The 14232-nt window shown below is 57.3% G+C and carries 13 protein-coding genes; 4 read left to right on the top strand and 9 right to left on the bottom strand.

Annotation, left to right across the window (positions count from 1 at the left end; genetic code table 11):
* Window positions 1-14: 14 nt before the first annotated feature.
* Both DU506_RS05310 and DU506_RS05305 read left to right on the top strand, forming a co-directional pair.
* A complete protein-coding gene (locus DU506_RS05310) occupies window positions 15-1574 on the top strand; it encodes a PAS domain-containing sensor histidine kinase (RefSeq protein WP_114485895.1) in 1560 nt (519 codons plus the stop codon).
* Window positions 1571-2236 (top strand): response regulator transcription factor, encoded by a 666-nt coding sequence (locus DU506_RS05305; RefSeq protein ID WP_114485894.1) that lies wholly within the window; start codon window positions 1571-1573, stop codon window positions 2234-2236. The genes DU506_RS05310 and DU506_RS05305 overlap by 4 nt, the downstream gene beginning before the upstream one ends.
* Window positions 2237-2254: 18 nt before the next feature.
* On the opposite strand, the gene DU506_RS05300 is transcribed toward DU506_RS05305, so the two are convergent.
* The 3 genes from DU506_RS05300 to DU506_RS05290 all read right to left on the bottom strand — a co-directional run bounded on the left by DU506_RS05300 (window position 2255) and on the right by DU506_RS05290 (window position 4766).
* Complete coding sequence (locus DU506_RS05300) at window positions 2255-3250, bottom strand: flagellar motor protein MotB (protein WP_114485893.1); 996 nt, start codon at window positions 3248-3250, stop codon at window positions 2255-2257.
* A gap of 4 nt (window positions 3251-3254) precedes the next feature.
* Window positions 3255-4055 (bottom strand): MotA/TolQ/ExbB proton channel family protein, encoded by an 801-nt coding sequence (locus tag DU506_RS05295; protein ID WP_114485892.1) that lies wholly within the window; start codon window positions 4053-4055, stop codon window positions 3255-3257.
* Between the two features lie 288 nt (window positions 4056-4343).
* A complete protein-coding gene (locus DU506_RS05290) occupies window positions 4344-4766 on the bottom strand; it encodes an OsmC family protein (RefSeq protein ID WP_114485891.1) in 423 nt (140 codons plus the stop codon).
* A gap of 211 nt (window positions 4767-4977) precedes the next feature.
* On the opposite strand from DU506_RS05290, the gene DU506_RS05285 reads away from it, so the two are divergent.
* The gene (locus tag DU506_RS05285; RefSeq protein WP_114485890.1) at window positions 4978-5880 is read left to right on the top strand and encodes a DMT family transporter; all 903 of its coding nucleotides are present in this window, start codon (window positions 4978-4980) and stop codon (window positions 5878-5880) included.
* Here the strand turns inward: DU506_RS05285 and DU506_RS05280 are convergent.
* Genes DU506_RS05280 through DU506_RS05270 form a run of 3 tightly spaced genes read right to left on the bottom strand, consistent with a single transcriptional unit; the run spans window position 5855 to window position 9620 of the window.
* The gene (locus tag DU506_RS05280; RefSeq protein WP_114485889.1) at window positions 5855-6685 is read right to left on the bottom strand and encodes an MOSC domain-containing protein; all 831 of its coding nucleotides are present in this window, start codon (window positions 6683-6685) and stop codon (window positions 5855-5857) included. The genes DU506_RS05285 and DU506_RS05280 overlap by 26 nt on opposite strands.
* A gap of 13 nt (window positions 6686-6698) precedes the next feature.
* The gene (locus DU506_RS05275; RefSeq protein WP_220254300.1) at window positions 6699-7901 is read right to left on the bottom strand and encodes a cation:proton antiporter; all 1203 of its coding nucleotides are present in this window, start codon (window positions 7899-7901) and stop codon (window positions 6699-6701) included.
* Window positions 7902-7931: 30 nt separating this feature from the next.
* Window positions 7932-9620, bottom strand: coding sequence for a putative bifunctional diguanylate cyclase/phosphodiesterase (locus tag DU506_RS05270; RefSeq protein ID WP_114485888.1), 1689 nt, complete (start codon window positions 9618-9620; stop codon window positions 7932-7934).
* Between the two features lie 189 nt (window positions 9621-9809).
* On the opposite strand from DU506_RS05270, the gene yghU reads away from it, so the two are divergent.
* Window positions 9810-10682 carry a glutathione-dependent disulfide-bond oxidoreductase gene (gene yghU, locus DU506_RS05265; RefSeq protein ID WP_114485887.1) on the top strand — a complete coding sequence of 291 codons (873 nt, stop codon included), beginning with the start codon at window positions 9810-9812 and terminating at the stop codon, window positions 10680-10682.
* A gap of 104 nt (window positions 10683-10786) precedes the next feature.
* Here the strand turns inward: yghU and DU506_RS05260 are convergent, their stop codons facing one another.
* The 3 genes from DU506_RS05260 to DU506_RS05250 all read right to left on the bottom strand — a co-directional run bounded on the left by DU506_RS05260 (window position 10787) and on the right by DU506_RS05250 (window position 14153).
* Window positions 10787-11560 carry an enoyl-CoA hydratase-related protein gene (locus DU506_RS05260; RefSeq protein WP_114485886.1) on the bottom strand — a complete coding sequence of 258 codons (774 nt, stop codon included), beginning with the start codon at window positions 11558-11560 and terminating at the stop codon, window positions 10787-10789.
* Window positions 11561-11657: 97 nt separating this feature from the next.
* The gene (locus DU506_RS05255; RefSeq protein WP_114485885.1) at window positions 11658-12506 is read right to left on the bottom strand and encodes a 3-hydroxybutyryl-CoA dehydrogenase; all 849 of its coding nucleotides are present in this window, start codon (window positions 12504-12506) and stop codon (window positions 11658-11660) included.
* A gap of 15 nt (window positions 12507-12521) precedes the next feature.
* The gene (locus DU506_RS05250; RefSeq protein WP_114485884.1) at window positions 12522-14153 is read right to left on the bottom strand and encodes an acyl-CoA synthetase; all 1632 of its coding nucleotides are present in this window, start codon (window positions 14151-14153) and stop codon (window positions 12522-12524) included.
* Between the last annotated feature and the right edge of the window lie 79 nt (window positions 14154-14232).

Genomic DNA, 14232 nt, shown 5'->3' with positions numbered 1-14232 from the left:
CCCCATGTAAAGCAATGACTGAGCATAACCTTCAGGCGCTTCACGCCCGCATCGCCGCCCTCGAAGCGCGCAATGCCGAACTGGAAAACGACAAACGCCATTACCGATGGCTGGCGGAAAGCACCACCGACCTGATTTCCCGCCATGCCCGCGACGGCACCTTTCTGTATGCCTCGCAAGCCGCACGCGAGCTGCTCGGCTATGAGCCCGAAGAGCTGATCGGCGTTTCCGCTTATGGGCTGTTTCACCCCACCGACCTCAATGACCTGCTCAACAAGTCTCCTCGGGTTTACTACCACGCCGGTTTCTATCAGCAGACCTACCGCTTTCGCGCCAAGGCCGGGCATTACGTCTGGTTCGAAACCACCAGCCGCACCAGGCGCGACCCGCAAACCGGCGAGTTGATCGATATTCTTTGCGTCTCTCGGGATGTGGGACGCCGCATTCATGCGGAAGCCAACCGGGAGCGCCTCGCTCAAGTCGTCGAATCGACCACCGATTACGTGCTTTTCACCGGCAGCGACGAGGCTATTTTCAGCTCCAACGAAGCTGCCAGGCGCCGCTTTTCGCTTCCCCGGGAAAACCCACGGATGCACCTCAGCGATGTCTATACCGCCGATTCCCTGCGTGTATTACGTGAGATTGTATTTCCCGCGGTGGCGCGCTACGGCTCCTGGAGCGGCGAGCTGGAAATGGGTAACGGCAAGCAGCCGGTGCCGGTCTTGAGCGTGGTTCTTGCTCATCGCGGGCCGGGAGCACAACCCGGCCACCTTTCCCTGCTCAACCGCGATATCAGCCTGCGCAAGGCCACCGAAGCGCAGGCACGCCACCATCAGGCGCAGATTGCCCACGCCAACCGCCTCGCGACCATGGGCGAACTGGCCTCCAATATCGCCCATGAACTCAACCAGCCGTTGGGGGCCATGGCCAATTACGCCAGCGGCGCCTTGATGCAATTGCGCACCGACCCCCGGCGCCCCGCCGCTGACCTGGAATTGCCGCTTGTGCGTATCGACGAGCAAATTCATCGCTTGGCTCAACGCCTGCGCCACATCCGCACCTTTGTCAGCAAGGGACGCACTCAGGTACGGCCGTTGGATTTCAACCAGGTAGCAGAGGCCGCTTGTCGGCTGTGCGAATGGCAGTACCAGCAAGCCGGAATCAGTCTGACGTACAAGCTGCCGGCGTCGCTGCCTCGTGTGCAGGCCGACCCGGTAGCGCTTGAACAAGTCCTGGTCAATTTGCTGCTGAATGCCCTGGAAGCTAGCCGACACCATCCCGGCGTCGCTGAAGTCAAACTCAGCGCCTGGCGCAGCGGCCGCCGCCAGGCAAGCTTTCAGGTAAGCGACCAAGGCCCGGGCGTTGCCTCCCATCAAGTCGGGCATATTTTCACCGCCTTTCACTCCACCCGCCCCGAAGGGCTAGGCATGGGCCTGGCGATCAGCCGTTCCTTGATGGAAGCCATGGGGGGCCAACTCATGCTAGCGGACCAGGGTGAATTCAGTGGTGCGACCTTTACCGGTACACTGCGCACTGAATCCGATAGCGCCCTAGTATCCGGGAGATTCCTGTGAGCAACCCTCTTTCCCCGCACCCTTTACCTTGCATTGCCGTCGTGGATGATGACCAAGCCTTGCGTGAGTCGCTGGCTTGGCTGCTGGAATCCGTCGGGCTTGCCACCCAGGCATATGCCGACGGGGAAACTTTCCTGGCTACCCGGGCAGCCACAGTCGACGCCGTTTTGCTGGACGTGCGCATGCCCGGCCTGAGTGGCTTGCAAGTACATCAACAACTGCGTGACGAAGGCATTACTCTTCCGGTCATCATCATGACCGGCCACGGCGATGTACCCATGGCGATAAGTGCGCTCAAGGGGGGTGCCTTTGATTTCATCGAAAAGCCTTTCAACCCTCAGCAACTTATCGATACCGTACAGCAAGCCCTTAACCTGCATCAGCGCGAGCGCTTGGCGCAAAGCCAACTTGCGGCACTACAGGCACGCTATCAGTCGCTGCGACCCAAGGAGCAACAGATCATTCTGCATGTAGCTGAGGGCATGACCAGCCGGGAAATTGCCGCGCATATTGGGGTCAGTGGCAAAACGGTCGAGGTATATCGACTGCGGGCAATGAAAACCATGGGGGCTACCAATCTGGCGCAACTGGTGCGCCAGGCAATCGCTCTGGAACTTGTGGCCTGCCTGCCGGACCCGGCATCAGGCTTGTCCAGGCGCTGACGCTAGCGCGGCCCCATTTCAATCAGGAAAGAGAGGATTGAAGCGCTCATTGACTTCTTCCACGGTCTCATCGAACAGCGCCTCGTTCGCCGTGGACGGTTCGGCGCTCGTCTCAGTCGGGCTTATCGGCAAGGGCTCTACGGCTTGTCGAAGGCTTTCTTCCGCGCCGAGCTGTGGCGGGCTGGTTTCGGGGGTGCTGAATTGCTCTACGGACCTGACACCACGCTCTTCAGTGGCTTCGCTCAGGTCAATGGTAATTTCCACCCGGCGGTTCCGGGCGCGTCCTTGCCCGGTGGCATTCGAGGCTCGCGGTTGCGTATCGGCAAACCCCTGTACCACAAGGCGCTCGGGCGAGAGTTCTTCATTAAGCAACAATACGTTGGCCACCGAGGCCGCGCGCATGGCGGAAAGATCCCAGTTGCTTTGAAAGCGGCGGGTACTGATGGGAATGTTATCGGTGTGGCCGTCAATGGCGATCGTGCCCGGTAAGCCTTTGAATACTTCCGACATATCCAGCAGCAGGGCTTCAAATTCATTGGTCACACTGGCCGAACCGGAAACGAAGGTACCTTTCTCCTGAATACGGATCACCACTCGCTGACGATCCACCTCCACCTGAGTGACGCCTTCTTCAATGGAGTCTTTCAGCAGGTCTTCCACCTGCTGAGCCACGGCCCTGACTTGTTGCTGTAATCGTGCATCGAGGATGTTACGTAAGCTTTCCAGCTGGGGGCTCTCCTCCATGGTACGTTGGCGGATTTGTTCGAGCAGGGTACGATCCGGCGTCGCCGGTGAGAACTGATCGAATACCGCACTGGTGCCCATGGGAATCTGTTCCGCTGGAATATCCCGCTGCACACCGAACGCCTTGGAAAGCTCCCCCGCAATGCGTCGAAATTTCTCCGCATCGATCTCAGCGAATGAGAGTAGCAGCACGAAAAAACACAGCAACAATGTCATCAAGTCAGCGTAGGTGACCATCCAGGCGGGTATCTTGGAATTTTTCTGGCTCATTCCATCAAGCCTGTTCGCCGGCCGGTTTCGTTGCGCCTTCAGCGCTCGCCTCGTCTTCCTTGCCACGGCGTTCCGGCGGCAGATAGATGTTCAGCATTTGTTCCAGTACACGTGGGTTCTTGTCGCCTTTTATCGCCAGCACAGCATCAATCCACAGTTGCTGCATCTTGGCTTCCTGATTCATTCGCAACCACAGCTTTTCAGCAATAGGGTTGGCGACCATGGTAGCAATCATCGCTCCATAAAGCGTGGTCAACAGGGCCACGGCCATGGCCGGACCGATCATGGAAGGTTCATTCATGTTGGCCAGCATCTGTACCAGGCCTACCAGGGTTCCGATCATACCCATGGAAGGCGCCACCTCGCCAAAGGCGGAAAACACCTGGCCGCCGGCTTCGTTGCGCTCCAACGTCAACAAGCGTTCCTTTCCCATCATCTCACTGATCATTTCGGCGCTGAAACCGTCCGCCAGCATCTGCAAGCCTTTCTGCAAGAAAGGGGAACTGACCTCCTGGTCTTCCAGCGCCAGCAAGCCGCGCTTACGCGAGATCTTGGAAAGCTCGACCAGTTCTTCAATGCTTTCCTGGGTGTTGGGCAGCTGGAATTTGAAAGCCCGTGCCACCGCTTTGAAAGCGAAACGAAACTGCGTCAGGCTGAATTTCGCCAACACCACGAACAGGCTGCCGCCTACCACCAGCAACAGCCCGGTAGGGTTCATGAAAACCTCAGGCGATGTACCCAAGATTACTGCGGCGCTAACCAGCACCGCCGCTCCTACCAGACCGATTAGTGTCGCGAGATCCACGGCAACTCCAGAATTTAAAATGTAAACGCTACGCAACATACGGAAGCAAACAATAAAGAGTCCGCTCAGATACGTCAACGCTACCAATAGAGCGTATGGCTTAATCTTTAAAGATGAGCTTTATGCCATCATTAGTACCAGAACTGCGCAGGATACCACGCAAAAAAGCACAGCCGCTGAAATGGCTGTGCTTGTCTTTGGTCATTCAGATTTTCTTGATGCCCAACAACTTTTACTCAGCGAAATATCTATCGATTCCCATGGTTTGTCAGCCAACGTAGTTGTCGATCACACCAGCTGGGCTTCCATGGTGATTTCCGCATTCAGCGCCTTGGATACCGGGCAGTTGATCTTGGCCGCCTCCGCTGCCTTCTTGAAAGCGTCTTCGCTGATTTCGCTAATCGTGGCCCTGACCTTCAGATGGATCTTGGAAATTTCGAAGCCCTCATCGGTTTTTGACAGCATGACAGCCGCCTGGGTATCGATGGAGGTTGGCTCATAGCCATCTTCGCCCAGAATCATGGAAAGTGCCATGGAGAAACACCCCGCATGAGCGGCACCAATCAGCTCTTCCGGATTGGTGCCCTTTTCTTCTTCAAAGCGTGTGCCGAACGAGTAGGGGTTCTCATCCAGAACTCCGCTTTCAGTGGATACCGTGCCTTTACCCGCTTTAAGGCTACCTTCCCAATGTGCAGTGGCATGACGATCCATGCGTTTCTCCTTGATAATGTAAGCAGAAATGTATTACCGACGCTCACCGTAAAGTGCCGGCGCTGCCTTTATCAAGGTAGCTGATCCAACTGTCCTTGTATGCTCCTGGGAGGGCATTGCGCGCAAGTCCGCAAAAAACCAGCGCCCCCACTTCCCTAGCCCGCTAATCAAACGTAACCTGATCCATTAGCCAATTAACAAAGGAGGCGGCATGTCAGCTGCTGATACCTTGCGCTTGCTGCTGCTTTCTTCCTTGTGGGGCATGTCGTTCATTTTCATGCGGGTCGCAGTACCCGAATTCGGCCCGGTACCGCTGATCATGGTGCGCATGGGTATCGGTGCCCTACTGTTGATCCCCTTACTGTTCAGCCTGCGCTACCTAAAGCTGATATGGGAACACAAAGGCCCTCTATTGGCTCTGGGCGTGATCAACCATGTGCTCCCGTTCACGCTGCTGGCTCTGGCAACCACACGCCTGGAAGCCGGCTTTACCTCCTTGATCAATGCCACCACACCGATCTTCACTGCCCTGCTGGGAGCGCTGTTTTTCACTACCCCGGTTCAGCGCCAACAATACTTGGGTTTGGCCATGGCCTTCTTCGGCGTCTATGTGCTCTCGGCCAACCGTCTGGATTTCGCCTTGGGCGGTGATGGTTGGTTCATCCTGGCGGTACTCGGTGCTACCTTCTGCTACGGCATTGCCAGTAACTATTCCAAGACCTACCTTTCGCACCTGCCCATTCGCGTCCTGGCTGCGGGTAGCACCAGCATGTCTGCCCTGGTACTGCTTGTTCCCGGCATTCTGATGTGGCCCAACGAACCGATCAGCCTTTTGGGTTGGGGCAACGCCGTAGCGCTTGCGGTGCTCAGCACCACCCTGGCGTTTCTGCTTTACTTCGGCCTCATTGCCAGTGCCGGGGCCACCGCCACCTCCACCGTTACCTTTCTGGTACCGGTCAGCGCTTTACTCTGGGGCTACTTGCTGCTGGGCGAGACCCTCAGCCTGCAGATTATCGCCGGCATGACGATCACCTTGCTCGGCACCGCCATCGCCACTCGATTGCTGCGTTTGCGACGCAATGTGTCGGTCAACCCCAAGTATCCCCCACTTTGATGGCTTGCCCCTCACCTTCCAGCAAGACAGCGTTGCGGCCGAAATAAGCCCCCTTGAGCGTTGGCTGGTTGCCGATCTCGATCAGGCTTTTCAACGGCTCGCTGGGTACCGGGATAGCGGCATTCGCCTGGTCGATGGTGGTGATCCTGCAGCGCTGACAGGCTCTGCGCAGACCAAGGCGAGCCGCCCCCTGTGCTGCCGTGAGTGTATCCCAGCCATCTTCCGCCCAGGGCGTCGCTCCTTCGAGCACGATGTTGGGCCGAAATCGATTCATGGGCACGGGAGCCAAGCCCTTATTTTCCAATACCTGGTTGAGCGCATTTAAGGAAGCCGTGGTGGCAACCAGAAATGGATAGCCATCGGCAAACTGGGTATGCGCGTGACCGCCTTGTAGAAAGTCCTCTTCCACCGGACGCTTGAATTCCTCGGCGAAGCGTACCAGGGAAAGCCCTTGGGCCTGCTCACCCAGTGCACCGACCAGCCAGCGGGATACTTCCCGGCTTTCCGGGTACGCCTTGCAGTGGTCGTTCCATACACTGACGATACGTAATTTCTGTTCTTCAAGCGCCAACGGAATGGCCAACGGCGCCATAGATGGATGTTCCAGCGTCAGTTGGCGTGCATCCAGGCGAACGCTGATAGTCGCCAATGCTGGCAGTTGGCGCTGGGTAACGAAGCGCTGCCTGGCATCCACCAGCATCCAGTGCCGATCCCATGTCAGGCCAGTGGCATGCAGGGTCGCTTGGGACAGTGAGATACCTTTGAGCGACTTGACCGGGTAACAATTGATCTCACTAATGTGCAAGCGAATCCCCTTCTTATCGAACCACTTTTTTTACCAGCAACGGGCCGAACAATTCAAATACGATCGTGGAGGTCACCACCGTCGCCACGATCAAGTGGCCTTCCTCGGGAAAACGTTCCGCCGCCAATAGTGCCATACCCATCGCCACACCGGCCTGGGGCATCAGCGCCAACCCCAGCCTGGGGGTAAGCTTTTGCCGCCGTTTCACGCCGAGAACACCTATATAGCCCCCCAGATAACGCCCTATCAGACGCAAGACACAATATGCGGCGATCAGCCAGCTAGCCGTACTCATGTACTTCAGATCGATGCTGGAACCCGCAAGCACGAAGAAGAACACCAGAAACGGCCATTCGATCTGCTCGATTTCCGTGAAGGAACGCGTATGGTGCGGTGATAGATTGACGATAGTGAACCCTGCCACCATGGCCACCAGCAACGCCGAGACATTCAGGTAACTGGAAAGCCCTGCCATCAGAAAAATTAGCGCCAACGCTTCCGCCTGAGTGGGCCGGCCCGGCTCCAGGCGCCCCGTCAGCCAGGCGGCCGGCAATCCCAGAACCACTCCCAGCAGCACCGCCCCACCCAATTCCCACCCGGCATGCAACAGCGCCTCTGCGCCGTTACCGGAAAGCAACCAGCCTAGCGCCGCCATGCACAAGCCGAATACGATAATCCCCCAGGCATCATCAATCGCGACAATCCCCAGGATTACCCGAGATTTGAGGTTTTTCTCTCCGCTGTCATGAATGGCTTCGGTCACCGCGGCAGGGTCCGTCGCCACCGAAATCGCCGCCAGCGACACCGCAATCGCAAGGGAATACCCGAACAGCGCAAGCCCGACAAACACGACCGCCAAAGAGCCGACCACAACCGCAAGCGAGACGATAAGAATCAACGGCCCAGTAGATTTCAGACGCTCGGTCGTCAGCTCTCCTCCAAGCAGGAACGCCACCATTACCAGGGCGACATTGATCAAGGGTTCGCGAAGTTCGCCCAGCGGCGGTGAATGCGCCTCACCCAAAACCACCTGCTGCACAACGGCGTAGCCCACCCCCACCAGCACCAGTAACGAAATACGTGGCAGTGAGGTACGTCGCGCAATCGTATCCACCACGATACTCACCGAAAGCAAAATTCCCAGCACCAATAATGCCGAGGTACTGGAAGCCATATGACTCACCTGTTCTGCCAAATAGAGCTGGAACTTTTCCATCGAGACCATCCTTGTTCAGACCATCCTCGCTCAAACCGAAAGCGACTCACGGCGCTCGCCATAGGCGTCACACCAGTGCCTGTATTTTTTCGCGGGCAATGCCCTTGAATAAAGAAAGCCCTGGGCCTGGTCACAGCCCAACTCTCGCAGTGCACGATGCTGCGCCAACGTCTCGACACCTTCTGCGGTGACCTCCAACTCCAGAGCATGGCCGACGTTGATCAGACAAGCGACAAGCTTGCGTGAGCGTTCACTTACCGCCAGGTCACCTATGAAAGCCTTGTCGATCTTGAGACCGGTTATGGGAAGGTACTGCAGATATTCGAAAGAGGAAAATCCGGTACCGAAATCATCAATGCTAACCCCAAAGCCAAAGCGTCGCAGTCGCTCCAACGCACGCTTGGTGGCCACCATATCGAGCATTAACGCACTTTCGGTAATTTCGATTTCCAGGCGTGAAGGTGCCAAACCCAACTGCTTGACCAACGCTTCCAGTTCGTCGAGCAAGTCATCGTCGAGCAAATTTCGCATCGAGAAATTAATGCTGATCACGCCCTCATGTTCAAGAGCGAATTGACACGCCTCACCGATCACGAAATGCGTGACCGGTGAGATCAGCGTGGTATTTTCCACCTTGGGCATGAACATTCCCGGTGCGAGCAATTCGCCGTTCTTATTGCGCCAGCGAATCAGCCCCTCATTGCCACACACATGACCATCGGCAAGGCGTACTTTGGGTTGAAAATGCAACTCGAATTGCTTGAGCTCAAGGCCGGTGCGTACCTGTGAGATCAATGTAATGGTTTCCATGCTGCGCTGTGTCAAGGACGAGTCGTAATGGCAATGCGAACGCTGCTTTTCGGTCGCCGAAAACAAGGCGATACGTGCCTGGCGAAGCAACTCACCGGGGGCCGAAAGGCTATCCTGTGGCGAAAGACTGCTCCCCATGACCAGTTGCACGCGTACCGGCACCCCGCGCACGATGATGTTTTCTTCACCGAGATCGATCAAACGTTGAGCCATTCGCTTGATGCAAGCGCGATCGACGCCGCTCACCACCACGGCAAGCTCCGCACCGCTGAAACGGTAGATACCCACACCCTGAGAGCCGAATTGATCGAAGCGTCGACCTATTTCGGCCACCAGCTCGTCAGAGGCATCCATGCCCATCGCCTCGAGAACGTCGGTTATATCAACCAACCGCACCAGCACTATACCCACCTGTGCCTTGAGGGATGCCGTCTTCAATGCATGGCTGAGGTGCTTCTGAAGCGCGACTCGATTAGGTAGACCCGACCCAGGGTCAGTACGCATCAATGCCTCTCGAGAAGCATAGGTGTGGCGCAACCTGCTGAAAAGAAAGCCTGAAAATCCTCCGATCAAAAGATACATGGTTAAGCGTACCAGCCAGCTGGCGGTATCTTGCGAAACATTGCCACTCACATCGAGCGGCATCGCCGCCATCGACCATCCTGCCGCAAGCGCCACCAGAAGCGCGCCGTACATCCCATACCAGGAAGCCCCCAACAGCACTGGCAAGAGCATCAGATAGGAATAGGCATAGCGTGTGCCACCCGTTGCATAAACAATCAGAGTGCCCAATGCTAAAAGAACCATCAGCACCACAATCCGCAAGGCCGTCCGGCAGAATTCTGGCCAATCCTGCCAGTGAAAAACATCGGTTAACGGATGGCTTGAAGCCTTGGGGAAGCTAACCATTTCACAACTCCTTGTGGTGTCACTTCGGCCAATGGAAAGGCAAGCAAGGCATAGTTTTTCGCTTGACCCTTACAGCCTAGTAAACTAATCCAGATTGGCGCCCGAGTCATTTTAACGGTTGGATAAAGTTAACTGAAATGCCTTAATCAAAAGTGACAAAATCCAAACTACCCCTGAGGAGGAAACTCCATGAGCGACGAGACCTACACGCCACCCCGCGTCTGGAAATGGGAACCGGGCAACGGCGGTAAATTTGCCAATATCAACCGCCCCGAAGCCGGAGCCACCCATGAAAAACCGCTCCCCGTAGGCAAGCACCCGCTTCAACTTTATTCCCTGGCCACCCCCAACGGTGTCAAGGTCACCATTTTGCTGGAAGAACTGCTGGCGCTGGGCTTCGAAGGTGCGGAATACGATGCTCACCTCATTCAGATCACCGAAGGGGAGCAGTTCGGTAGCGGCTTCGTTGCGGTCAATCCCAACTCCAAGATTCCCGCTCTGCTGGACCAGAGTATGGACCCACCCCAGCGGGTATTCGAGTCTGGCGCCATTCTGCTTTATCTGGCGGAAAAGTTTGGTGCCTTCCTGCCCAAGGATATCGCCAAGCGCACCGAATGCCTCTCCTGGCTGTTCTGGCAAATGGGTAGCGCCCCGATGCTGGGCGGCGGTTTCGGTCATTTTTACGCCTATGCGCCGGAGAAATACCAGTACCCGATCGACCGTTACACCATGGAGGTGAAGCGTCAGCTCGACGTCCTGAATCGGCAATTAGCCGATAAGCGGTTTATCGCGGGCGATAAGTATACGATCGCCGATATGGCGATCTGGCATTGGTACGGCGCTCTGGTGACCAACCAGGTATACGAAGCTGCTGAATTTCTCGACGCCCATACCTACAAGAACGTGCTGCGCTGGACCGAGGAAATTGCCCAGCGCCCGGCGGTACAACGTGGCCGCATGGTCAACCGTACCTGGGGCGAACCCCATGAACAGCTGCATGAGCGCCACGCGGCCAGCGACTTCGAGTACAAGACCCAAGATAAGCTGCAGAATAAAGGTTGATAGATAGCATGCAAAACGGCCCGTCAGGGCCGTTTTTAGCTTTGTTGAATAAAAAACGGCAATGGGGTTATTCCCACTGTCGTTGATCGAGTTGTTTCTCAAGCTCAGAAGTTGGGCTTACGCTTTTCGACAAAGGCGCTCATGCCTTCGCTTTGCTCTTCTCCGGCAAAGCACAGCGCGAACAGGCTGGTCTCGAGTGCCAGGGCACTGGTGAGATCCTGATCCATGCCATCATGAACGGCTTGCTTGGCATTACGCACCGCCTGGGGGCCGTTGCCGGAAAGCTGCTTGGTCAGTTCATCGGCATAGGCATCAAGTTCCGCCTGAGGCATCACCCGGTTGACCAGACCGATACGCAGGGCTTCCTCGGCGTTGATCTTGCGACCGGTGGTGACCAGGTCAATCGCCATGGCCGGACCGACACGCCGCGGTAAGCGCTGGGTGCCGCCGAAACCGGGAATCACACCCAGCAGAACTTCCGGCTGGCCGAATACCGCGTTATCGCTGGCTACCGCCCAGTCGCAGGCCAACGCCAGTTCGCAGCCGCCGCCAAGGCAAAACCCGTTCACCAAGGCGACCACCGGCACCGGCAGCTCTTCCAGGCGTTTGATGGTACGCAGGGCTTGAGAGGCGAACGCTCGCGCTTCTTCGGGGGTCTTCTCACGCATTTCGGTGATATCGGCACCGGCAACGAAAGATTTCTCACCGGCACCGGTAATCAGCACGGCACGCAGATCAGGGTGCGCTTCCAGCTCGACCAAATGCGCTTCCAAGGCACTCAACACATCGCTGTTGAGCGCATTCAGGGCCTTGGGGCGAGTGATGGTCAGGCGAACGACACCATCATTATCGACTTTTTCGATCACGGATTCGCTCATGAGGGGGCTCCTTGCGTTTTTATTAAAGGGTACCCACCAACCCTAGCGAACGCTTGGTTGGTAGGCAATCACTTCTTTGGTCGTCTCCCTTCACGGCTTAGTCGTAACGGTGGAAGCCCCGGCCGGTTTTACGTCCCAGATAGCCTGCATCCACCATGCGCTTGAGCAGTGGGCAAGGCCGATATTTAGGATCGCCGAAACCATCCTGCAATACATTCATGATCGCCAGGCAGACATCCAGACCAATCAAATCCGCTAACGCCAGCGGCCCCATGGGGTGAGCGGCGCCCAGCTTCATGGCGGCATCCACCGCCTCTGGCGTCGCGGCACCCTCTTGCACCAGGAAAGCGGCTTCGTTGATCATCGGCACCAGCAGGCGGTTGACCGCAAAGCCGGGAGAATCGCCCACCGGCACCGCGGTCTTGCCCAATGCCTCGGCCAGGCGCTCGATACGCTCCACGGTGGAGTCACTGGTCTGTTCGGCGCGAATCACTTCCACCAGCTTGAGTACCGGTACCGGATTGAAGAAGTGCATGCCCACCACACGTTCCGGGCGCTCGCACACCGCCGCCAGCCGCGTCAGCGAAAGCGAGGACGTGTTGGAGGCAAGAATCGCGTCGCTGCTCAGGTGGCTCAAGTCGCGGAACAGCTTTTCCTTCAATGCGGGCTGTTCGGGCGCGGCTTCGATAATCACCTCGCAGTCGCTCAGCGCATCCAGCGCGGTGGAGGTGGAAAGCCGCGCCAGGGCGGCATTCTTGTCGGCCTCGCTGAGCTTGTCCTTGGCCACCAGCTTGCTCAAGCCTTTTTCGATGTTGCTGCGGGCGCGACCCAGCTGTTCGTCGGCCACATCGTAAAGCTGGGCATTGAAGCCACTCGAGATCAAGACTTGGGCAATCCCCTGGCCCATGGTGCCGGCGCCGACGACGCCAATCGCTTTATCACTCATCTTGCTCTCCCTGGATTACTGATTGCGCGCTTCTTCACGCAACACGAATTTCTGAATCTTGCCGGTGGAGGTCTTGGGCAAGTCGGTGAAAATGACGTTTTTCGGCACCTTGAAGCGCGCCAGACGCTCGCGGCAATGCTCGATGATATCGTCCTCGGTGACCTCGCCATAACCCATCTTGAGCTTGACGAAGGCACAAGGCGTCTCGCCCCATTTTTCATCCGGCTTGGCCACCACAGCGGCCTCTTCCACCGCCGGGTGGTCATAGATGGCGTTTTCCACTTCGATGGTGGAGATGTTCTCCCCGCCGGAAATGATGATGTCCTTGGAGCGGTCCTTGATCTCGATGTAGCCGTCGGCGTGCCACACAGCCAGGTCGCCGGTGTGATACCAGCCGCCTTCAAGGGCCTGCTCGGTGGCGGCGGGGTTTTTCAGGTAACCCTTCATCACGTTGTTGCCGCGCATCAGGATTTCGCCGATGGTCTCACCGTCCTTGGGCACCGGCTCCAGCGTATTGGGGTCGGCGACGCATAACGCTTCGAGCATGTGGTAGCGCACGCCCTGGCGGGCCTTGAGCTTGGCACGCTCTTCCAGCGGTAATTCATCCCAGGCCTCGCGCCAGGCACAGACGGTCACCGGCCCGTACACTTCGGTCAAGCCGTACACGTGGGTGACTTCGATGCCGAGTTTTTCCACCCCAGCAATCACCGAGGCAGGCGGTGCGGCGCCGGCCGTGGTGACTTTTACCGGATGGTCGAATTCATGCTTGTCTTCCGCCGGCAGATTGACCATGCCGTTGAGAATGATCGGGGCGCCACTGAAATGGGTGACGTTTTCCGAGGCGATCAGTTGCATGATCTTTTTCGGATCGACCTTGCGCAGGCAGATGCTGGTCCCGGCATTGGCGGCAATCGTCCAGGGGAAACACCAGCCGTTGCAGTGGAACATCGGTAACGTCCACAGGTAATTCGGATGATGGGGCATGGCCCATTCCATGATGTTGCTCACCGCGTTGAGATAGGCGCCGCGATGGTGATACACCACACCTTTAGGCTTGCCGGTGGTGCCGGAGGTATAGTTGAGCGAGATGGCGCTCCACTCGTCTTCCGGCAGCTGATAGGCGTAGTCCGGGTCGCCTTCATCGAGCAGCGCTTCGTATTCGATTTCACCGATGCCCTGGATTTCACCCAGAAATTCCACATCCGCGACGTCGATCAATAGCGGCTTGTGTGTAAGCTTTGACACCGCTTCCTTGATGGTATCGGCGAATTCCGGGTCGACCAGAACCGCCTTGGCTTCGCCATGCTCCAGCATGTAGCTGATCGCATCGGCATCCAGGCGGATATTCAAGGTATTAAGCACGCAACCGGCCAGCGGCACCCCGAAATGCGCTTCAAACATGGCAGGGATATTGGGCAGCATCGCCGCCACGGTCTGGCCCGGTTGGATGCCGCGCTTTTCTAGTGCCGACGCCAGGCGGCGGCAGCGCTCCCAGGTGGTGGCCCAGTCACGGCGAATATTGCCGTGTACCACCGCCGGGTAATCTGGATAAATCGAAGCCGTGCGCTCGATGAAGGTTAGCGGTGAAAGCGCCACGAAATTGGCCGTCGTCTTGGGCAGGCCTTGCTCGAAGATGTTCTGGGACATGAGGGCTAAGCTCCAGGTATTGAGGTGGGGTGTCTGACGGTACAGGTAAGGCAGGACAGGATTCGCCGCCGGTAGCCGG

The organism is Vreelandella rituensis (assembly GCF_003336665.1).
GTDB lineage: Bacteria > Pseudomonadota > Gammaproteobacteria > Pseudomonadales > Halomonadaceae > Vreelandella > Vreelandella rituensis.
The sequence above is the reverse complement of the archived record's forward strand: the minus strand, read 5'-3'. Positions and strand labels throughout refer to the sequence as shown.